This window comes from Eggerthella sp. 1_3_56FAA (genome assembly GCF_000185625.1).
Classification (GTDB): Bacteria; Actinomycetota; Coriobacteriia; order Coriobacteriales; family Eggerthellaceae; genus Eggerthella; species Eggerthella lenta.
On record NZ_GL622579.1, the window covers coordinates 946916 to 966814 of the forward strand.

Consider the following 19899-nt stretch of genomic DNA (forward strand, 5'->3'; position numbering starts at 1 on the left):
CGGCGAAGAAGCGCTCCCAGATGCGCGAACCCTCTTCGGCCGCCTTCATCTTGCGGCGGCGCTCGGCTTCCGCGGCATCGCCTTCGGAAGCTCGCATGAGACGCGCCCGTCGCGCGCGGCCTACTGCGCGCCTTCGGCGATGAGAGCCTCCACGAGGCGGGCAGCGCCCTCCAGGTCGTCCACGGCGATGTGCTCGTCGACGGAATGGAAGGCGGCCATGCCCACGCCCAACGTGACGGGACGCACGCCGCGGGCGGCCAGCACGTTGGCATCGGAGCCGCCGCCGGAGCGATGGAACCGCGGCTCGAGGCCGGCCGCTCGGGAGGCACGGACGATGGCCTGCACGAGCTCGTCCTCCTCGTCGAACAGCACGGCGTCGTAGCTCTTCGTCCACTCGATGCTCACCGCGCCTCCGAAGCGCGCGGCGGCGGCCTCCAGCGCCTCGGTCATGGCCTCTTTCTGAGCCTCGGCGCGCTCGGCGTACAGCGAGCGGCACTCCCCCGCCAGCGCGCACGTGTCCGGCACGACGTTCGTCGCGCCGCCGCCCTCGATGAACCCGACGTTCGCCGTGGTGGCCTCGTCGAGCCGGCCGAGCGGCATGGACGAGACGGCCGCGGCGGCCATGGCGATGGCCGACACGCCCTCTTCGGGGCACACGCCCGCATGCGCGGCGCGTCCCGAGAACGTCGCGTTGAGCGACCAATGGCACGGGGCGCCCGTGATGATGGTGCCCGGAGCGCCGTCGGCGTCCAGCACGTAGCAAGGCGCGCCCGCGGGCAGCAGGCCGTCGGCCAGCGCGCTCGAACCCAGCAGATGCTGCTCCTCGCAGGTGGTGAGCAGCACGGTGACGTCGGGTCGAGGCGAGCCGGACTCGACGGCCGAGCGCACGCCCTCGAAGATGGCGGCCACGCCGGCCTTATCGTCGGCCGACAGGATGGTGTCGCCCGCCGAGCGCACGACCCCGTCCACGACGACGGGCTCGATGCCCGCGCACGGCTGCACGGTGTCCATATGCGCCGAGAACACCATATGCCCCGTCCGCGTTCCCGGAAGATGAGCGACAAGGTTGCCGGTATCCGAGCCGACGCGTTCGGCGGAATCGTCGAAGCTCACCTCGAACCCGAGCCTGCGCAGCTCGTCGGCGCATCGGGCCGCCATCGGGGCCTCGTGAAACGACGGGCTCTCGATGCGGACGAGCTCGCAGAACAGATCGAGCAGACGGCTCTCTTGCATGGACGTTCCTTCTTTCTCTCCTTCAGCCGCCAAGCTTGAACGCTCGGCAACGACGATGGGTTCGGTTACGGAAAGCCATTATAATCAGCAACAGCACCGTGCGCGCGAGAACCCGGGCAACGGGGCCGCGCGCTCCGTACCGCGAAATCGAGGGAGGTTCCGAGTGCAGGACATCATCAAAGCCTGTCGAAGCTATCGACGATTCGATGAAAGCGACCGCATCGACCGCAAGCTGCTCACCGCCTGGGTGGACGCCGCGCGACTGGTCGCTTCGAGCGGCAACGCGCAGCCGCTGCGCTACGCCATCGTCAGCGACGAGCGCGCCTGCGAGCGCGTGTTCTCGTGCTGCGCATGGGCGAAGGCCCTGCCCGACTGGCCGGGACCCGTGCCGGGCGAACGCCCGAGCGCCTACGTCGTGGTGTGCCGCGACAACGATCGCACATTGGCCGACACCTTCACCGCATGGGACGAGGGAATAGCCGCGCAAACCATTATGCTGCAGGCCGTCGAAGCCGGGTTCGGGGGCTGCATCATCGCGTCGTTCAAAAAGAGGAGCATGGCCGAAGCGCTGGGCGTCGACGCGGACCGCTTCCAGCCCGACCTCGTGTTGGCGTTAGGCAAACCCGTCGAAGACGTGCGCATCGTCGACCTTCCGGCAGGCGGTGCCACCGAGTATTGGCGCGACGAGGCGGGCGTGCACTACGTGCCCAAACGCGCGCTGTCGAGCGTGCTGCTGTAGCCCGCACCCGGCGCACGCCGCCCGGGCATCGCGCGCCTACGCTTCAGCCGCCTCGTACGCGATCTCGCGCTGCGCGTCGAGGCGGCGGTTGCGAAAGTACACGATCCAGTTGACGCCGATGCAGGCGAGGTTGATCAAGTACACCGCCAAAACCCAGTTCACCGAACCGGATGCGAACTTCGCGGCGATGCCGGCCATGTAGCCTGTCGTGATCAGGGCGATGAACTGCCAGCTGGAGCCAGCCGCCGTTGCCGCTTTGAAATTCTTGTACGCGTTGAGCGGCCACGACAAGCCGAAGCACACGAGCATCGCCGCCTCCAAGAGCTCTGACACGAGCCCACCATCTCCTTACCGCGCCGGATCGTTCTGCGATCGTCGGCCTCGCTTTCCTGCAACAGGCACCACCCTACGCGCTCGCCCCAGCGTTGTCCAATATAAATTTCATCCCCAATGATATGATAGATGTTATAGGATGAGCGGATAACGATCGGAAGGCTCCCGATGGAACTGCAGCAGCTCAGGTACTTCGACGAAGTGGCGCGCACCCAGCATGTGACGAACAGCGCGAAGAAGCTCAACGTGGCTCAGCCCGCCCTCACCCAGTCGATCCGCCGGCTCGAACGCGAGCTGGGCGTGACCCTGTTCGAGCGCGTGGGACGCAACGTGCGGCTGACCGCGTGCGGCGAGGCGCTTCAGAAGCGCATCGCGCCGCTGCTGGCGGCCCTCGACGAGCTGCCCGAGGAGCTTGCCGTGGTAGCCGGGCAACAGCGGGCCGCCGTCCATCTTGCCATCGAATCGGCCTCGGGGCTGGCGGTGGACGCCATCGCGGCCTACCGCTCGGCGCATCCCGACGCACGTTTCGTGGTGACGCAGGAAGCCTCCTCCCGACGTTGGGACCTGCGGGTCCGCACCGTGCGCGCAGAGAGCGCGGACCCCCGCGCTCGCCGTTTCTTCGAACGCATCGGCATCGCCGTGCCCGCCGAGCGCGCCTCGCAGGAACCCCTGCCGCTGTCCGACCTCGCCGACGAGCCGTTCATCTGCCTCGCCGGAAGCCGCACGTTTCGCGCGGTATGCGACGAAGCGTGCGCGCATGCCGGGTTCGTGCCGCGCGTGGCGTTCGAAAGCGACAGCCCCGCCGTGGTGAAGAACATGATCGGCTTGGGGCTGGGCGTGGGCTTTTGGCCCGAACGCAGCTGGGGAGGCCTCGACGATAGTAGCGCGCGCCTGGCGAGCATAGCCGACGCGCCGTTCGCCCGCACCATCGAGATCGCCCCGACAAGCGGCCCCCTTAGCAAAGAAGCCGCGGCGTTCCACGGCTTCCTCGTCTCGTTTTTCGAAGAACGCTGGCGCGAACCCTCGCCCCTATGCTCCTAGGATCTTCGCCGCCACCTGCTTCTTCCTGCTGAGGATGCCGGGCATCCAGGTGCCGCCTTCGCCCGTGCAATGGATGCCGAACACGCGGTTGACGATGCGGCGGTTGCCCTCGCACATGAACTGGCTGCCCTCGGCCACGATATCGGTGACCAGCAGCAGCACGAACTCGTAGCCGTGGTCGTCGCGCAGACGGCGCATATGCTCGCGGATCTCCTCTTCGCGTTTCATGACGGCGGGAAGATCCACCGTCTCGTGCTGCGCGATGAGAACGGTGGCGTCGCCGATCTGGAACTCCTTGGCGTCGGCGCCGACGAGCTTGTCGACGGGCATGTCGTCCTCGCCGCCGCGGCACTTGAACACGGCAAGGCCGAATTCGGTGGGATCGACGCCCGCGATGCCGGCGAGATAGGCTACCTGCTCGTGATCGGTCGGCGTGGCGGTGGGCGACTTGAGGATGACGGTGTCGGTCATCACGGCCGACAGCAGCACGCGCGCGATGGCCGGAGGCATCTCCACGTTGTGGCGGCGGAACTCCATCGTGACGATGGTCGCCGTGGAGCCCACGGGAAGGTTGAGGAACTGGATGGGGTTGGCGGTCATCACGTCGGCGATGCGATGATGGTCGACGATCTCGACGACCTCGGCCTCCTCGATGCCGTTGGCGGCCTGGCGCGTCTCGTTGTGGTCCACGAGCACCACCTTGCGCTTCGGGCGCACGGCCACGTCCGAGCGCGTGACGATGCCGATGGCGAGGCCGTCGTCGTTCAGCACGACGGCCTCGCGCAACGCGCTGGCCATGAGGTCTTCGATAGCCTCCTTGAGCAGGCCCTCCTTGTCGAGGATGAGCACATCGGTCTCGGTGATCTCGTCCACCTTCTGGCCGAGCGAGGCGATGAGGTCGCCGGCGACCGCCATCTCGTTCGCCCCTCCGTCCTCGAGGGCGTCGGTGGCGGCGATGTAGCGCTCGGCGATCATGCGCGTGGTGATGAGTCCACGGTAGGTGCCGTCGTCGTTCGTCACCACGAGCGCGCGCACGTTGTGCTGGCGCAGCAGGCGACCCGCTTCGAGCAGCGTGGCGTTATGGCCGATGGATATGGGGTTCGGCGTCATCACGTCTCCGACGCGCGCATGCACATGACCCACGATCTCGGGCGCGTGGATACCGCTCTCTTCCAGAACCCAGGCGCTCTCCGGAGGCAACGGCCCCAAGCGGGCGGGAACGTACGTCTGGAACGGCTCCCCCTCGCCGGCCGCACGGCGCGCCAGCTCGTTCTTCAGGTAGGCGTAGCCCACTGCCGAGGAGATGGAATCGTTGTCCGGGTTCTTGTGGCCCACGACGATGATCGGTGCCGACATTGCTGTACTCCTTACCCGGGGATGCCGCACGCACGCCGCATCCCGCTCGCTTAGCTTGTCATGAGGGTGTTCGCCGCCGCATACCGAGCCGCGCGGCGCCGAGAGCCACAGTATAGCGGCACCGGCGAAGCGAACGGCGGCCGATCAGCCTTTTCGAGCGCAAACGTCACGAAAGAGCCAGAAAGAGCGCACGAGACGGCTGCGACAGTCCGTGATACCATAGGCGCGCACCATCCCCGCGCCCGCCCCCTTCCCTACCCGTCAATCGAGGAGCATCTATGAAAACTATCGGCCTCTCCGACGTCATCGGCCCCATCATGGTGGGTCCTTCGAGCTCGCACACGGCGGGCGCGCTGCGTATCGCCTACATGGCTCGACGGCTGTGCCTGGCCGAGCCGAAGACGGTGGAGTTCAGGCTGCTGGGGTCGTTCGCGCACACGCTGACCGGGCACGGAACCGACAAGGCGCTCGTGGCGGGCATGCTGGGGCTGGCCGCCGACGACCTGCGCATCCGCGACTCGTTTCAGCTTGCGGGGGATGCGGGACTCGCGTTCTCGTTCGTCACGCTTCCCGACGAGGAATACGACCATCCCAACACCATCGACATGCGCATCGTGGACGCCGCAGGCAACGCGATGAGCGTGCGCGGCGAGAGCATCGGAGGCGGAGCGGCCGTCATCCGCAAGATCGACGACATCGACGTGCGCATCACCGGCGAGAGCACGAGCATCGTCGTGCGCCAGCGCGACGAGACCGGCGTGCTGGCGCACATCGCGCAGAGCATCAGCGACGAAGGCGTGAACATCGCCACCACGCGCATGTACCGCGAGCGCAAAGGCGACATCGCCTACACCGTGCTGGAAACCGACCAAGAGGTGGACGGCGCCGCGAAGGCCGCCATCGAGGACCACCCCGCCATCCTGGACGTGCGCGTCATTCCCGGCGACGCGCGCCCCGGCTGCGGGTCCGTTGACGCGCCCGACGCGGAGGAGGCGCTGCAGCGGTTCGCCGAGGCGGACTTCGGCACCGGAGCCGCGCTTCTGGCATGGTGCGAAAAGCACGGCACGACGCTATCGGAGGCGTTTCTCGCCCGCGAGGCGGCGCTGGCCGAGAGCTTGGGATACGCCGACCGCTCCCTTGCGTATTTGCACGAGACGCTGGACGTGATGAAATGCGCCGCGCAGCGCCCCATCGACGAAGCGCTGCCTTCCATGGGCGGCCTCATAGGCGGCGAAGCGCGCAAGCTGGCCGATCTGCGCGAGCGCGACGGCGAGCTGTGCGACGACCAGCTGTCGTGCGCCATCGCCTACGCGATGGCGGTGCTGGAGACGAACGCGTCGATGGGTCGCATCGTGGCCGCGCCCACGGCTGGATCGTCTGGCGTGCTGCCCGGCGTGCTGCTGGCGCTGCAGCGCACGCGCGGGCTATCGGATGGCGATCTTGCGCGCGGCCTGGCGGCGGCCGCCGCCATCGGGTACCTCATCACGCGCAACGCCACGGTATCGGGCGCGGAGGGCGGCTGCCAGGCCGAGATCGGCTCGGCCGCCGCGATGGCCGCGGCGGCGTCGGTCGAGCTCATGGGCGGCGCTCCCGCCCAATGCCTCGACGCGGCCAGCAACGCGCTGACCAACATGATGGGCCTCGTATGCGACCCCATCGCAGGCCTTGTCGAGGAACCTTGCCAGAAGCGCAACGCTGCCGGCGCCGCCGTCGCGCTGGTCAGCGCGCAGATCGCACTCGCAGGCATCGGCAACCTGGTCGACTTCGACCAGACGGTGGAGGCTATGCGAAAAGTGGGTCGAACCTTGCCGTTCGAACTGCGCGAAAGCGCTCTCGGGGGCATAGCCGCCGCGCCGACGGCCTGCGCCTACTGCCCGGGGTGCAACTAGCGCGCCGGCCGAGACTCGGCGGGCGAACAACCGGAACGGGCATCTGCACCGAGGGGCCCGCATCCCCGCATCCCGGGCCCCTCGGTTAATCCAAATCGAGATCGGGATAAGCTCCCAGGTCGACAGCTTGTATGGCGAGGCAGCCGGGGCCGCCCTGCGTGATGAACGCGGGGCCCAGGTCGAAGACGCCGTGGCGGCATCCCGGAAAGCGCCCGGACAGCATACCGGACGCCTCGTCGGCCCGCACGCGGTTGTCTGCATGGCTCACGCCCAGGAAGAAGCCATCGCCCACGCCCCGAGCCTCCAGGTCGTCGGCGATGGCGTTGACGGCTTTCGCGAACGAGCGCGCCACCTTCATCTTCTCGAGGCGCGTACCGTCGTCGGTCTGCTTCATGACGGGAAACGCCTTCACGAGATGAGCGAACGTCGCCGCGAGCGGCGTGAGGCGCCCGCCGCGGCGCAGGTAGTCGAAATCTTCGGGAATAAGGTAGGAGTGAGCGGTAGCGATCTGGGCATGCAGCGTCTCGAGGACGGCCTTTGCGTCCGTCCCCTGTTCGGCCAGCCGCACCGCCGTGCAGGCCAACACCCGATGGGGCACGCACAGCGTGCGCGTGTTCACCACGTGCACGCGATCGGGACGGCGCGCCTGCTTGACGAGGCCGCACGCCACCTCGTAGGCGCCCGACAGCCCGTCGGCCATGGCGAGGTGGATCACCTCTTCGTCGGTGTCGTAAGCCTTCAGGGTGAGCGCCGGAGGAGGCGATGCGCTCTGCGGCAGCGCGCCCGCGCGTACCTTCGCCAAGAACTCCTCGGCCGACACGTCCTCGTATTCGAGCCAGCTTTGGCCGTCGATGGCCACGACGAGCGGAAGCACGGCCATGCCGCGCCGCGCGCCCTCCTCCATCGAGAACATAACGGAAGAGTCGGTAACGATCTTCATGGTGAACCTCTTTCTCTCGCCAGCCGGACGAAGAGCGCGGGGTTGCAGATCGGTGGCGACCGCACGTCATCGACGCGTCTATCATGCGGTATAGCGCACCGCGTTGCAAGAGCCTGGGCGAAAGAAGAAGCCGAAACGCCTAAAAACGACGAGGCCCGCACCGTTTCCGATGCGGGCCTCGCGCTAGCCGATCTTGACGATGGGCGCGTAGTCTTTGAGGAGCTTCTTGGTCTGACCGGTTTTGGAGAACTTCACGAACAGCGTGTCGCCGTCCACCTTCGTCACCTTTCCGCGGCCGAACGTCTTGTGATCCACGGTGTCGCCCGTGGAGAACGTCATCTTCGCGGCGGCCTTCTTCTCGGCGCCCGGGCGCACGTAGGAACCGCCCACGCGCGCGGCGCGCTCGTCGCTGCGGCCGGACGAACCCGACGCGCTGGAGCGGCCGAACACGCGGCCGCCGCCCGCCTCGGTGCCGCTGCCGGCGATGCCCTTGCGGCTGCCGCGCTTCTCCCAGCCCGTGCCGCTGAAGCCCGCCGAGCCGAGGCCCGTGGTCTGGCGCAGCTCGGAGGGGATCTCCTGGATGAAGCGCGAGATGGGGTTCGACGATGTCTGGCCGAAGATCTGGCGCGCGTAGGCGCAGGTGAGGAACAGCTTCTTGCGGGCGCGCGTGATGGCCACGTACGCGAGACGACGCTCCTCCTCGATGCCGGCCGCATCGCCCACGCTGTTCATGTGGGGGAACAGCGTCTCCTCCATGCCGGCCACGAACACGCAGTCGAACTCGAGGCCTTTCGACGAGTGCACGGTCATCATGGTGACGGCATGGCCGTCCTCGGCCACCGTGTCGAGGTCGGTGCGCAGGCGCACCCACTCGATGAAGTCGGCCAGCGAGTCGCCGCGCAGGACGCGCACGGGGCTCTCCTCGGCCGGAGCCGCAAGCTCGTTCGCGCCCGCGAAGGCGTAGAACGAACCCGCGGGGGCGTCGGCGGACGAGGGGACGGGGGCGAGCGCGGGGGCGTCGGCCGGCTCGGCCGTGGGAGCCTCGTACAGAGCGTCCTCGTCCTCGTGGGTTTCGGTGAACTCGTCGACGACGCCGAGGAACTCCTGGATGTTCTCGATGCGGCCGCGCGCCTCGTCGGTGTTCTCGGCCTGCAGCGCGCCGATGAGGCCGCTCTTGTCGATGATCATCTCGATGACCTTGCGCAAATCGCCGCCGTAGGTGCGCGCCTCGTTGACGAGGCCCACGAACTCCCCGATGGCCTGGCGCGCCGACGCGCGCAGCTCCGGGTCGACGATGGCCAGCTCGGCGCCTTCCATGAACGTCATGCCCATCTCGCGGGCGAACTGCTCGATGCGCTCGATGGTGGTCTTGCCGATGCCGCGCCTCGGCACGTTGATGACGCGCTTCGCCGCGATGTCGTCGGCCGGGTTCACCACGAGCGTGAGGTAGGCCATGACGTCGCGGATCTCGGCGCGGTCGAAGAAGCGCGTGCCGCCGACGATGCGGTACGGCACGCCGGCGCGCAGCAGCATGTCTTCCAGCATGCGGCTCTGCGCGTTCGTGCGGTAGAACACGGCCACCTGGTTGTACGACAGCCCCGCCGCGCGCTGCTTCTCGATCTCGCCGGCGATCCAGCGGCCTTCATCGCGCTCGTCGGCGGCCATGTACACCTGGATCTTGTCGCCGTCCTCGGCGCTGGTGAACAGCTTCTTCGCCTTGCGGTGCTGGTTGTTCGCGATGACCGCGTTCGCGGCCGCCAGAACGTTGCCCACGCTGCGGTAGTTCTGCTCGAGCTTCACGGTGTGCGCCGTCGGGTAGTCCTGCTCGAACTCGAGGATGTTGCGCAGGTCGGCGCCGCGCCACGAGTAGATGGACTGGTCGTCGTCGCCCACCACCATGATGTTCTTGTGCCCCTCGGCCAAAAGCCCCGTGATGGAGTACTGGGCGTGGTTCGTGTCCTGGTACTCGTCCACCATGATGTAGCGGAAGCGCTGCTGGTAGGCCGACCGCACGTCCTCGTGGTTCTTCAGCAGCAGGTAGGCGTACAGCAGAAGGTCGTCGAAGTCGAAGGCGTTCGCGGCCTTGAGGCGCTCCTGCAAGCGGGAGTACACGCGCGAGGCCACCTTCCCCACCGGGTCGCCCGCTTCCTTCTCGAAGGCGCTCGGCACGACGAGCTCGTTCTTCGCCGTGGAGATGCGGTTCATGAGGGCGTTCACAGGGAAGCGCTTTGGGTCGATGTCCAGCTCGGCCATGATCTCCTTGTACAGGCGCTTCTGGTCGTCGGTGTCGTAGATGGTGAAGTTGCGCGTGAATCCCAGCTTCTCGGCGTCGGAGCGCAGCATGCGCACGCACATGCTATGGAACGTCGACACCCACATGCCGCGGCAGCGAGGGCCCACCAGGCCGTTCAGGCGCTCGCGCATCTCGGCGGCCGCCTTGTTCGTGAACGTGATGGCGAGGATCTCCCACGGAGCCACGTCGTGGTTCTCGATGAGGTTCGCGATACGGTACGTGAGCACGCGCGTCTTGCCCGAGCCGGCGCCGGCGAGCACGAGCAGCGGCCCGTCGACGGTGACGACCGCCTCGCGCTGCGGCCCGTTCAAGCTGTCGATATCGATTGACATATGAGCAGTCTCCTGACGGATGGAGGTGAAACAAAGCTTTCGTATTCTACCGCTTTTCCCCTCCGGCAACTGGCAAACGCGCGCAATCTGCGCAAGCGCAGGGGCCGCTACGCAAGCGCCTCCGCCAGCTCGTCGACAGGCGCTTCGGAACGCTTCGCGACCGGCGGCGCTCCCCCGTCATGCGAACCGGGACGGTCGGCGCCCAGCGCGTCGCCCCACATGGACAGCTCGGCGCCGTGCTCCACGAGGTTCGAGCACTCGTTGCCCGCGCGCTCCAGGCACAGCAGCAGCTGGTTGTACACCGCCTTGTTCTCAGGCGCGCACTGCCGGCTGCCCACGCGGCGGAAGTGGGCCTTGCGCGCCCGGCTCTGCCGCTTGACGATCTGGCGGCGACGCTCGTCGAGCACCTGCTCGGAGGCGGTGCCTCCGTCGCTCAGGAACCGCAGCACCGCGTCGTACATGTCCGCCACCATCGCGGCGCTTTCGGCCAGCTCCTCGCGCGCCTCGTCCGAGAAGGGCTTCTTCGACGAGAGGCGCTCGCCGTACAGCGCGGCCGCTTCGCCGCAGCGCGAGCCGATGCGGCCCGCCGCGTCCACGATGAACATGAGGTCGGATATCTCCGCGGCCTGCCGCTCGGACGTCGCGCCGGCGCTCAGCAGCTCCACCGCGTAATTCGCAAGCTCGCCTTCCGCGGCTTCCACCTGCGCGCAATCGGCTTGGAGCGCCTTGAGCGCGGCGGCGTCCCGGTTCGCGATGGCCTCGGGCAGCGCGGCCAGCATGGCGCGCACCTTGTCGCAGTACTTCTGCAGCTCCTCGCCGAACATCCTGATGGCGAACACCGGCTGACCGAGGATCTTGTCGTCGAGGACGACGAGCGCGCCCGGCGCCGCCTCGCCGGCCTTGCCCGGCACGAGAAACGTCACGATCTTCACCATAGCCCCGATGAACGGCAGCCATAGAAGCGTGCAGACGATGTTGAACGTGGTGTGCGCGTTCGCGATCTGGCGCGCGATGACGTCCAGCTCGGGGCCGGGCGTGAGAAGCTGCACGAACTGCGCGATAAGCGGCACAAACCAGATGAACACGAACGCGCCCGTGACGTTGAACACGCTATGCGCCACGGCGGTGCGCTTCGCGTCGCGCGACTGCCCGATGCAGGCCAGAAGCGCCGTGATGGTGGTGCCGATGTTGTCGCCGAGCAGGATGGGGATGGATCCCTGGAGGCCCAGCACGCTGGTCACGCCGTCGGGGCCGGGCTGCGAGGCGAAGCTCTGCAGCACCGCGATGGTGGCGCTGGAGCTTTGCACGACCAGCGTCATCACGGTGCCCGCCGCAACGCCGAGCGCGGGGATATCCTTCACCTGGTCGATCATCGCCAGGAACACCTCGCTTTGCGCGAGCGGCTTCATGACCGCGCCCATGGTGTCGATGCCCACGAACAGCAGGCCGAACGCGAACACGGTCTGGCCGATGTTCTTGACGCGTTCGTCCTTCGCCGCGAACCACACGATGAAGCCGACGAACACGATGAGCCAGATGTAGTCGCTGAGCTTGAACGCCATGAGCTGCGCGGTCATGGTGGTGCCGATGTTGGCGCCGAAGATGACGGCGATGGCCTGGCGCAGCGTCATGAGGCGCGCGCTGACGAAGCCGATGGCCATGACCGTGGTGGCGCTGGAGCTTTGCAGCACAGCGGTGGCCACCGCGCCCGCCAGCACGCCCAGCACCGGGTTCGAGGTGAGCATGGACAGGATCGACTTCATCTTGGCGCCGGCGGCCTTCTGCAGGCCCTCGGACATCATGTTCATGCCGAACAGGAACACGGCCAGTCCGCCGAGCAGGCCGAACACGGTTTCCATCGGAGCGTTCACGCGGGACTCCCCTTCGCATCGTCGGTTGCAAGCGCTCATGCACGCGAGTCGAAAGGATACCGGGCAGACGGTAAGGCCCCGGTCAAGGGAAGGTAAAGTTCGGGTAAAGTTTTTACAAACGGGGCGCGTCCGACGGTTTCCGAGCCGTCGGACGCGCCCGATTCCTTACACGATCTTCTTGCCGAAGACGGCGGCGATCTCGCGCAGCTTCGCCACGAGCACCTCGAACTGGTCCGGCGTCAGCTGCTGCGGGCCGTCGGACAGGGCTGCGGGCGGGTTGGGATGCACCTCGATCATGAGGGAGTCGGCGCCGGCCGCCACGGCGGCGAAGGCGAGCGACGGCACCAGGTCGCGCTGGCCGGCGGGGTGCGACACGTCGATGCACACCGGGCACAGCGACTGCTTGTGGATCACCGGGATGGCGGCGATGTCCAGCGTGAAGCGCGTGGCCGTCTCGAACGTGCGGATGCCGCGCTCGCACAGCACCACGTTGTCGTTGCCTTCCGCCGTGAGGTAGTCGGTGGCGGCCAGCCATTCGGCGATGGTGCCCGCGAAACCACGCTTGTACAGCACCATCTTGTGCGACTCGGCGGTGACCTGGCCGATTTTCTTCAACAGGCTGAAGTTCTGGAAGTTGCGCGCGCCCACCTGCAGGCCGTCCACGTAGGAGTGGACCAGCTCGCAGTGCGCCGAGTCCATGACCTCGGTGAGCGTTTTCAGGCCGTGCTTCTCGCCGGAATCGCGCATGATCTTGAGGGCCTCCTCGCCCAGGCCCTGGAACGAGTGCGGGTTCGTGCGGGGCTTGAACGCGCCGCCGCGAATCCAGGTGAGGCCGAGGCCCGCGACACATTCGGCCACTTCTTCGAACTGCTCGGCCGACTCGACGGAGCACGGGCCGGCGAAAATGGTGATCTCGTCGGTGCGGGTGCCCAAGTCGGGAATGGGGGCTATCTTCGCTTCGCTCATACGGACGGGGTCTCCTTCATGATCTTGAGAATGGTGGCGTAGATCTCGCACAGGTTCTCGTTGTACAAAGGACCCTCGTTGTAGCTGCTCACCTTCGCGAATATCTCCTCTTCGCGCTTGGCGTCGTACAAGCCCAGATGGGCTCCGGGCTTGAGACCGCGGATGACCAGCGAATGACCGGCGCGCTTGTTGAGCAAGGCGACGATCTGCTTGTCGATCTCGTCGATCTTGGCACGATGTTCTTGGATCTCCGCCAGGGAGCTGTCTCTCTCAGACATCGGCTTTTCCTCTCATGACTCTCATGCTTTAACGTGCGGTTCGACCCGCTGCCTCGCGCGAAAGCGGCGATGTTCTCGGGCGACACGTGTGCTGACATGATAGCAAAAGCGGCGCGCCCGATTGCCATGCCGGGCGAATTAGCGAGGAAGTTCATGGGATATCGCGGTCGGCGCATGCCGAAAACCGATGGAAGGGCGAAGCTGCAAGCCGCTCGGCGCCGCGGCTCCCGTTGACGGTGTACACTGGGAACGCGCGCCTCGCTGCTGCGCCGAATCCGAACCTATTGAGAGGGAAGCCTCGTTGATCTCGCAGTTCGCCGACATATTCGTGCAGATGGTCGTCCTGTTCGCCGTGGGCGCGACAGGTTACGCCGCCAAGCGGCTGAACCTCATGGACGAGGACTTCGACAAGAAGTTCTCGAAGCTCATCCTGAATACGGCGCTGCCGGCGCTTATACTGGCCTCCGTGCTGACCGCCGAAACGCTGCCCTCGGCGACGAAGATCCTCTGGACCGCGGGCGTTTCGTGCGCCAGCTACGTGGTGCTCGTCGCAATCGGATTCTCCATCACGGCCGCGCTGCGCGTGCCCGACGGACGCAAAGGCGTCTTCCGGTTCATGATGGTGTTCGGCAACACGGGCTTCATCGGCTTCCCCGTGACGGCGGCTGTTTTCGGCGCGGAGGCGCTCATCTACACGACGGTGTTCAATCTCGCGTTCAATGCGCTCGTCTTCACGCTGGGCGTGTGGATGCTCGCCACGGACAACAAATACGGCGTGAAGATCAAGATGAGCCCGAAGTCGTTCCTCTCGCCGTGCATCGTGGCCAGCGTCGCGTCAATCGCGCTGGCGTTCGCCGGCATCCACGGCGTGCCGGTGCTCGGCGAGGCGCTGGACACCCTGGGCTCGCTCACCACCCCGGCGGCTATGCTCATCATCGGCTCGTCGCTGGCCAACGTGCCGGCGCGCCAGCTGGTGGGCGGGCCGCGCCTCATGGCGGCCGCGCTCGTGCGCCTGTTGGTCGCGCCAGCGCTCGTATGGCTGCCGCTGCATTTCCTCGTGAGCGACCCCGTGCTGCTGGGCGTGATCGTGCTGCTGTCGGCCATGCCGGTGGCCACGAACGGCACCATGCTGTGCTACCAGTACGGCGGCGACAGCAAGACCATGGCGCAGGGCACGTTCGTAACCACGCTGGGCGCCGTGTTCACCATCCCGCTGCTCGCCGTGCTGTTCATGGCGTAGCGGGGCGCAGCGATAGGCGGCTGACGTCCCCGCCCTGCCGTCTATCGCGCGCGGGACGGCAGGGCAGGGACGTCGGGACGCGTTCTCGCCCCAAAGCCTCGGTTTCGGCTGCGAAAACGCGGCTTTCGGGCGACAACGTAAAGCGGCGCGCCCGAAGGCGCGCCGCGAACCGTGCGATATCTGTATGCACGACCTTTACGGCAGCATGCCCATGCTTTCGAAGACGAAGTAGCCCAGCACCAGCACGCCCACGACGATGCGGTACCAGCCGAACGCCGTGAAGTCGTTCTTCTTGATGTAGCCCATGAGGAACTTGATGGCCACCACCGACATGGCGAACGCCGTGATGATTCCCACCGCCAGCACGAGGATCTCGGTGGAGGTCATGGCGATGCCGGCCGCGACGAACTTGATGCACTTCACCAGACCCCAGCCGAACATGATGGGGATGGCCAGGAAGAACGTGAACTCGGCCGCCGCGGTGCGCGAACAGCCGGCCAGCATGCCGCCGATGATGGTGGCGCCGGAGCGGCTGGTGCCGGGGATGATGGCCAATACCTGGAAGCAGCCGATCTTGAGCGCGGTTTTCCAGTCGATCTCGTCCACGTCGGTGATCTTGAACAGCGATGCCTCGGCCTCGTCGGACACATCGCCGTACGACACGCGCGCATGGCGGCCGCGCGGCGCCTCGAGGGCGGCTTCGGCCTCGCGCAGTCGACGGCGGTTGCGGCGCTCGAGCACGATGAACACCACGCCGTACAGGATGAGCATGGCCGCCACGGTCACCTTGTTGTAGAAGTACTCGTTCACCAGATCGTCGAACAAGAGGCCGATGACGGCAGCCGGGATGCAGCCGATGGCCACCATGCCCCACAGACGCCACGTGCTCTTCTTCTCGACGGCGTCCTTCTTCGGCGAGAACGGGTTCAGCTTGTGGAAGTACAGGATGAGCACGGCCATGATGGCGCCCAGCTGGATGACCACGAGGAACAGGGCCAGAAACTCGTCGGACACCTGCAGCTTCACGAACTCGTCCACGAGGATCATGTGGCCGGTCGAGGAGATGGGCAGCCATTCGGTGATGCCTTCCACGATGCCGATGAGGAAGGCCTTCAATGCTTCGATGATCATGCGTGCGTATCCTTGGTTGGGTCGATGCGGTTATCGTTTGCGCTGATGATGGTCTTGCAGCATGGCGATGGCCAAAAGCGCCACCGACAGGCACAGCCCCATGAGGACGAACTGGGGAAGCTCTTGGCCCAGCGCGATGGTGGCAAGGGAGACGAGCGCCACTACGAGCGCCGCCATCTTGCAAAGGTAGGAGATGCGGTCGTTGAACGAGGCGTGCATCTGACGGCGCTCCTCGTCGGTGGGAGCCTCGCGACGAGGACGTTTCGCCGGGCGCGCAGGCGCGGCGACGTCGTCTGACGCGGCAGGAACGGACGCGGGCGCGTCCAGCTCCAGGTCGTCAAGCGCCTCTATGTCGTTTCGCGCGTTCTCCATGCCGGGAATTGTACACGAGGATGAGCGTGGAGCGTCGAGAAACCACAGGGGGCACATCGAGAGGGCATGCGCCTACGGGTTGCACCTGCCGCAGGGGACGTAACCGCGCGCCTCCGCCTCCTCGCGCGAGCCGTCGAAACCTTCCCGGTTGGCTGCCTTCATGTCTTCGACCGAGGGGCAATCGGGCTTGTGGAAGCGTTTCGTCTTGACGTTGAGGACGTAGGCGTACTGCGACGCATCGAAGGCGCCCTGCGATTCTAGCGAGCCGTCCAGCCGGCTCTCGCCGGTGGCGTAATCGATCTCCACCCCCGGTTGCGCGTTGTAGGCGAACACGTTGAACGAAACGCCTGAGCCGCCGTCCTCCACCGACTCGGCTTCGATGTGAACGCCACGCGCCACCAGATCGTCCCCCTCGAACACCGGCGTCGCCCGGTACAGAACGTGGTTCCCCGTCCGATCGACGTACGAAGCGACCCGGTCCTCGAGCGGAACCATGCCTCGAACGTTCATGAAACGCGTGCCCGTGACGAGGTTGCGCTCGTTGGCATTCTCCCCCGCAAGCCGATACGCGATAAGATGGCAGCGATTGTAGAGGTACGCCCCGTCGACGATGTCGTACTTGACCAGATGCCAACCCGACGGCTTCACGCTGCCGATGGAGCCGCGTTCCTCCGTCGGCATGGTCTCGGGGCCGATCAGCGCGAACGCCGTGCCGCAACGGCCGAGCCCGTCGAGGGGAGCATAGGCTTCGAGCGCGGCGAGATCGCGCTCCGCTTCGGAGAAGGAGGGCACGTTGCCGTTCACTTCAACGAACGGGTCGCCCGAGAATTCAGGCAACTCGTCAAGGGAGACGGCTTGCCTCGGGGGCTCGAGCGGCGCCTGCGTTTCGCCGGCGCACCCGGGCAGCAGGACGCCGCTTGCCAGCAGCACGCCGACAAGCAGAAGCTTCGCTAGATTCCGGGCCATCGTCCCCCCTTCGACCGTCGATTGAGTATACGGCATACATCTTACCGCGCGCGCTGCGAAGAGCCCGCCGAAGCGTCGTTTCCGCTACAATACGGGGAAACGATCGGAGGAGGAAGCCATGCCCGAGAGAGAAGAACGACGAGCCCAAGCGGCGAAGCACCTTGCCCTGATGAAGGGGGCGTTCTCGACCGAAACCGAAGCGACTGTCGCTGCCGCACGCGTGTACGAGGACGGCGAAGGACGCGAGCTGCCCATCCCGGAAGCCGTGTTCGAGACCACCGAGACCTCTGTCACCACCGCCTTCGCCCCCGCCGCCCTGCGCGACGCGCGAGGCAAGACCGTCGTGGTGGATCCGGCGTCGTTCACGCGGCCCGGCGGCGGCTACGAGGACGGCTCGTTCGGGCCGGAACAGATCCTGTGCTCGGAAAGCAACCTCTACCCTATTCTTTACGGGCTGAAAAGCGCGTACCATGACGGCAACCGCGGCTGCCAGCGCGGGCAGCTGTTCACGGATCGCGCCCTCTACCTGCCGAACGTGGCGTTTTCGCATGCGGGCGTCATCCGCAAGGCGGACGTCGTCGCGCTGCCCGAGCCGAACCGCGCCCGCGCGCTGGAGAACCATCGCTCGGAGCGCGAATGCGACCAGGTTCTGGCGGAGCGCATCGAAACCTTGCTGCACATCGCCGCCTCCAACGGATGCGAGACGCTCGTGTGCGGCGCGTTCGGCTGCGGGCGCGGAGGGTTCGACACGCAGCAGGTGATCGGCCTGTTCGAGGATTGGATCCGGAAGCATCCGGGCGTCATCGGCCGCATCGTGTTCGCCGTGCCCCGCGCGCATGCCGCCGCGTTCGACGCCGCATTCGGCGAGCCGAAGGTCGAGGAGATCGCTCCGGTTGCCGCCGACGAAGACGAGGAAGACGACTTCGACCTCAGAAATATCGAGCTGCCCGAAGGCGTTACGCTGCGTTAGAGCAGAGGAGCCTCCAAGAAGAATAGCTGCGCGCCGATGCAACCATCTTCAAGATGGCTGCATTGGGTCATGAGTTGCTTTGCCCTGCGCAAGCTCCGGACGAAACGCGGAACGGCGCGACCGATTCCGCCATCCCTTCCCGTCATGCAAAACACGTGCAGGTGGGCCGACAAACGCCGTGCGGGTTTCGTTTTCATGTAAGATGGCAGCGAGATAATTTCAACGGGCGCTTCCAACATGCCACCGCCCGTACGCAAAGGAGCAAACATGACTGCCACCCCGTCCAGCCAGTTGGTCATCGTCGTCGATTTCGGAGCCCAGTACGGGCAGCTGATCGCGCGGCGCGTGCGCGACTTGCGCGTGTACTCGGAAATCGTCCCATGCGACATCACCGCCGACGAGGTGCGCGAGCTTGCGCCCGCGGCCATCATCCTGTCGGGCGGCCCGGCCAGCGTGTACGCCGAGGACGCGCCGTCCATCGACCCGGGCATCTTCGAGCTGGACATCCCCGTGCTGGGCTTCTGCTACGGCCAGCAGATTATGGCCGTCACGCTGGGCGGCACCGTGGGCCACACCGAGAAGGGCGAGTACGGGGCCGCGCCTTTGACGCGGCGCGACGAGGGAGCGTCTTCGCTGTACGGCGAGACGCCCGTCGAGCAGACGGTGTGGATGAGCCACCGCGACGCCGTGTCCGAGGTTCCCGCAGGGTTCGCGGTAACGGCCTCGACCGACGTGTGCCCCGTGGCCTCGATGGAATGCGCCGAGCGCCGTCTGTACGCGACGCAGTTCCACCCCGAGGTGCGCCACACGCCGCACGGCGACCAGCTGCTGAGGAACTTCCTGTTCGGCATCTGCGGCCTTGAGGCCAGTTGGACGATGGACTCCATCATCGACGATGCCGTGGCGGCCATCCGTCAGCAGGTGGGAAGCGATCGCGTGATCCTGGGCCTTTCGGGCGGCGTGGACTCCTCCGTGGTGGCCGCGCTGTGCGCGAAGGCTATCGGTAAGCAGCTGACCTGCGTGTTCATCAACCACGGGCTGCTGCGCAAGAACGAGCCCGAAGAAGTTGAGGACGTGTTCACGAAGCAGTTCGACGTGGACTTCGTGCACGTGCACGCCGAGGACCGCTACGCCGCGCTGCTGGCCGACGTCGTGGAGCCGGAGCAGAAGCGCCGCATCATCGGCTCGCAGTTCTGGAAGGAGTTCTTCGCTGTGGCGGAGGAGCTGGCCGAGAACGGGCGGCCGGTGAAGTACCTGGCCCAGGGCACCATCTACCCCGATATCATCGAGAGCGGCGCGCGCAAGACCGGCGGCAAGGCGAGCACCATCAAGAGCCATCACAACCTGATCCCCTTCCCCGACGGCGTGCATTTCGATTTGATCGAGCCGCTGGACCACTTCTTCAAGGACGAGGTGCGCGCGCTGGGCACGACGCTGGGGCTGCCCGACCACATCGTGCATCGCCAGCCCTTCCCCGGCCCGGGTCTGGCCATCCGCATCATCGGCACGGTGACGCGCGAGAAGCTGTCGATTTTGAAGGAGGCCGACGCTATCGTGCGCGAGGAGCTGGACGCCTACAACGTCCGCGTCTACGAGGAGACCGGCGAGCGCAACAGCGAACGCAGCGTATGGCAGTACTTCGCCGTGCTGCCCGACGTGAAGAGCGTCGGCGTCATGGGCGACGAGCGCACATACGCCTACCCCATCATCCTGCGAGCCGTGGAGAGCTCCGATGCCATGACGGCCGACTGGGCGAAGCTGCCCTACGACGTGCTGGCCCGAGTGTCGGGCCGCATCGTAGCCGAAGTCCCGGGCGTGAACCGGGTAGCGTACGACATCACCAGCAAACCGCCCGCGACGATTGAGTGGGAATAATCCGAGGTCAAAAGCGTAAAGCCACCTGCAATCATTCATGGCGACGCATTGAGGCGCAAGGTGGTTCAATGCGC

General features: G+C 66.4%; 17 protein-coding genes. 6 read left to right on the forward strand and 11 right to left on the reverse strand.

Going from position 1 to position 19899, the window contains the following annotated elements; all coding sequences use genetic code 11:
- Positions 1-120 precede the first annotated feature (120 nt).
- The gene (locus HMPREF1023_RS04160) at positions 121-1233 is read right to left on the reverse strand and encodes a M20/M25/M40 family metallo-hydrolase (RefSeq protein WP_009304903.1); all 1113 of its coding nucleotides are present in this window, start codon (positions 1231-1233) and stop codon (positions 121-123) included.
- Positions 1234-1396: 163 nt separating this feature from the next.
- Here HMPREF1023_RS04160 and HMPREF1023_RS04165 point away from each other — a divergent pair, with 163 nt between their 5' ends.
- Entirely contained in the window at positions 1397-1972 is a 576-nt protein-coding gene (locus HMPREF1023_RS04165; RefSeq protein WP_009304904.1) for a nitroreductase family protein, read from the forward strand.
- Between the two features lie 36 nt (positions 1973-2008).
- Here the strand turns inward: HMPREF1023_RS04165 and HMPREF1023_RS04170 are convergent, their stop codons facing one another.
- Complete coding sequence (locus HMPREF1023_RS04170) at positions 2009-2305, reverse strand: hypothetical protein (RefSeq protein ID WP_009304905.1); 297 nt, start codon at positions 2303-2305, stop codon at positions 2009-2011.
- 168 nt (positions 2306-2473) lie between these two features.
- Here HMPREF1023_RS04170 and HMPREF1023_RS04175 point away from each other — a divergent pair, with 168 nt between their 5' ends.
- The gene (locus tag HMPREF1023_RS04175; protein WP_009304906.1) at positions 2474-3346 is read left to right on the forward strand and encodes a LysR family transcriptional regulator; all 873 of its coding nucleotides are present in this window, start codon (positions 2474-2476) and stop codon (positions 3344-3346) included.
- On the opposite strand, the gene HMPREF1023_RS04180 is transcribed toward HMPREF1023_RS04175, so the two are convergent.
- Positions 3335-4702, reverse strand: a complete 1368-nt coding sequence (locus HMPREF1023_RS04180; RefSeq protein WP_009304907.1) for a putative manganese-dependent inorganic diphosphatase — start codon at positions 4700-4702, stop codon at positions 3335-3337. The genes HMPREF1023_RS04175 and HMPREF1023_RS04180 overlap by 12 nt on opposite strands.
- 278 nt (positions 4703-4980) lie before the next feature.
- On the opposite strand from HMPREF1023_RS04180, the gene sdaAA reads away from it, so the two are divergent.
- Positions 4981-6591 (forward strand): L-serine ammonia-lyase, iron-sulfur-dependent, subunit alpha, encoded by a 1611-nt coding sequence (gene sdaAA / locus HMPREF1023_RS04185; protein ID WP_009304908.1) that lies wholly within the window; start codon positions 4981-4983, stop codon positions 6589-6591.
- Between the two features lie 85 nt (positions 6592-6676).
- Here sdaAA and HMPREF1023_RS04190 read toward each other — a convergent pair whose 3' ends face one another.
- From HMPREF1023_RS04190 to HMPREF1023_RS04210, 5 genes are all read right to left on the reverse strand, one after another.
- Positions 6677-7531: a DegV family protein gene (locus HMPREF1023_RS04190; RefSeq protein ID WP_009304909.1), complete on the reverse strand. Its 855-nt coding sequence runs from the start codon at positions 7529-7531 to the stop codon at positions 6677-6679.
- A gap of 183 nt (positions 7532-7714) precedes the next feature.
- Complete coding sequence (locus HMPREF1023_RS04195) at positions 7715-10156, reverse strand: ATP-dependent helicase (protein WP_009304910.1); 2442 nt, start codon at positions 10154-10156, stop codon at positions 7715-7717.
- 107 nt (positions 10157-10263) lie between these two features.
- Positions 10264-12027 (reverse strand): Na/Pi cotransporter family protein, encoded by a 1764-nt coding sequence (locus HMPREF1023_RS04200; protein WP_009304911.1) that lies wholly within the window; start codon positions 12025-12027, stop codon positions 10264-10266.
- A gap of 165 nt (positions 12028-12192) precedes the next feature.
- The gene (aroF, locus tag HMPREF1023_RS04205; RefSeq protein WP_009608857.1) at positions 12193-12993 is read right to left on the reverse strand and encodes a 3-deoxy-7-phosphoheptulonate synthase; all 801 of its coding nucleotides are present in this window, start codon (positions 12991-12993) and stop codon (positions 12193-12195) included.
- On the reverse strand, positions 12990-13271 hold the full coding sequence (locus tag HMPREF1023_RS04210) for a chorismate mutase (protein WP_009304913.1): 282 nt from the start codon (positions 13269-13271) through the stop codon (positions 12990-12992). Before HMPREF1023_RS04210 ends, aroF begins: the two co-directional genes overlap by 4 nt.
- A 301-nt stretch (positions 13272-13572) precedes the next feature.
- Here HMPREF1023_RS04210 and HMPREF1023_RS04215 point away from each other — a divergent pair, with 301 nt between their 5' ends.
- On the forward strand, positions 13573-14511 hold the full coding sequence (locus HMPREF1023_RS04215) for an AEC family transporter (protein WP_009304914.1): 939 nt from the start codon (positions 13573-13575) through the stop codon (positions 14509-14511).
- Positions 14512-14706: 195 nt separating this feature from the next.
- Here the strand turns inward: HMPREF1023_RS04215 and HMPREF1023_RS04220 are convergent, their stop codons facing one another.
- The 3 genes from HMPREF1023_RS04220 to HMPREF1023_RS04230 all read right to left on the reverse strand — a co-directional run bounded on the left by HMPREF1023_RS04220 (position 14707) and on the right by HMPREF1023_RS04230 (position 16980).
- On the reverse strand, positions 14707-15642 hold the full coding sequence (locus HMPREF1023_RS04220) for an undecaprenyl-diphosphate phosphatase (protein WP_009304915.1): 936 nt from the start codon (positions 15640-15642) through the stop codon (positions 14707-14709).
- A gap of 30 nt (positions 15643-15672) precedes the next feature.
- Positions 15673-16014, reverse strand: a complete 342-nt coding sequence (locus tag HMPREF1023_RS04225; protein WP_009304916.1) for a hypothetical protein — start codon at positions 16012-16014, stop codon at positions 15673-15675.
- Positions 16015-16086: 72 nt separating this feature from the next.
- A complete protein-coding gene (locus tag HMPREF1023_RS04230) occupies positions 16087-16980 on the reverse strand; it encodes a DNA/RNA non-specific endonuclease (protein WP_009304917.1) in 894 nt (297 codons plus the stop codon).
- 118 nt (positions 16981-17098) lie between these two features.
- On the opposite strand from HMPREF1023_RS04230, the gene HMPREF1023_RS04235 reads away from it, so the two are divergent.
- A complete protein-coding gene (locus tag HMPREF1023_RS04235; protein ID WP_009304918.1) occupies positions 17099-17950 on the forward strand; it encodes a TIGR02452 family protein in 852 nt (283 codons plus the stop codon).
- A gap of 267 nt (positions 17951-18217) precedes the next feature.
- On the forward strand, positions 18218-19825 hold the full coding sequence (guaA, locus tag HMPREF1023_RS04245) for a glutamine-hydrolyzing GMP synthase (protein ID WP_009304919.1): 1608 nt from the start codon (positions 18218-18220) through the stop codon (positions 19823-19825).
- Positions 19826-19899 lie beyond the last annotated feature (74 nt).

Coding starts and splice junctions, on each gene's coding strand:
- HMPREF1023_RS04160 (WP_009304903.1), bottom strand. CDS start 1,233: ATGCAAGAGAGCCGTCTGCTCGATCTGTTCTGCGAGCTCGTCCGCATC.
- HMPREF1023_RS04175 (WP_009304906.1), top strand. CDS start 2,474: ATGGAACTGCAGCAGCTCAGGTACTTCGACGAAGTGGCGCGCACCCAG.
- HMPREF1023_RS04180 (WP_009304907.1), bottom strand. CDS start 4,702: ATGTCGGCACCGATCATCGTCGTGGGCCACAAGAACCCGGACAACGAT.
- sdaAA (WP_009304908.1), top strand. CDS start 4,981: ATGAAAACTATCGGCCTCTCCGACGTCATCGGCCCCATCATGGTGGGT.
- HMPREF1023_RS04190 (WP_009304909.1), bottom strand. CDS start 7,531: ATGAAGATCGTTACCGACTCTTCCGTTATGTTCTCGATGGAGGAGGGC.
- HMPREF1023_RS04195 (WP_009304910.1), bottom strand. CDS start 10,156: ATGTCAATCGATATCGACAGCTTGAACGGGCCGCAGCGCGAGGCGGTC.
- aroF (WP_009608857.1), bottom strand. CDS start 12,993: ATGAGCGAAGCGAAGATAGCCCCCATTCCCGACTTGGGCACCCGCACC.
- HMPREF1023_RS04210 (WP_009304913.1), bottom strand. CDS start 13,271: ATGTCTGAGAGAGACAGCTCCCTGGCGGAGATCCAAGAACATCGTGCC.
- HMPREF1023_RS04220 (WP_009304915.1), bottom strand. CDS start 15,642: ATGATCATCGAAGCATTGAAGGCCTTCCTCATCGGCATCGTGGAAGGC.
- HMPREF1023_RS04225 (WP_009304916.1), bottom strand. CDS start 16,014: ATGGAGAACGCGCGAAACGACATAGAGGCGCTTGACGACCTGGAGCTG.
- HMPREF1023_RS04230 (WP_009304917.1), bottom strand. CDS start 16,980: ATGGCCCGGAATCTAGCGAAGCTTCTGCTTGTCGGCGTGCTGCTGGCA.
- HMPREF1023_RS04235 (WP_009304918.1), top strand. CDS start 17,099: ATGCCCGAGAGAGAAGAACGACGAGCCCAAGCGGCGAAGCACCTTGCC.
- guaA (WP_009304919.1), top strand. CDS start 18,218: ATGACTGCCACCCCGTCCAGCCAGTTGGTCATCGTCGTCGATTTCGGA.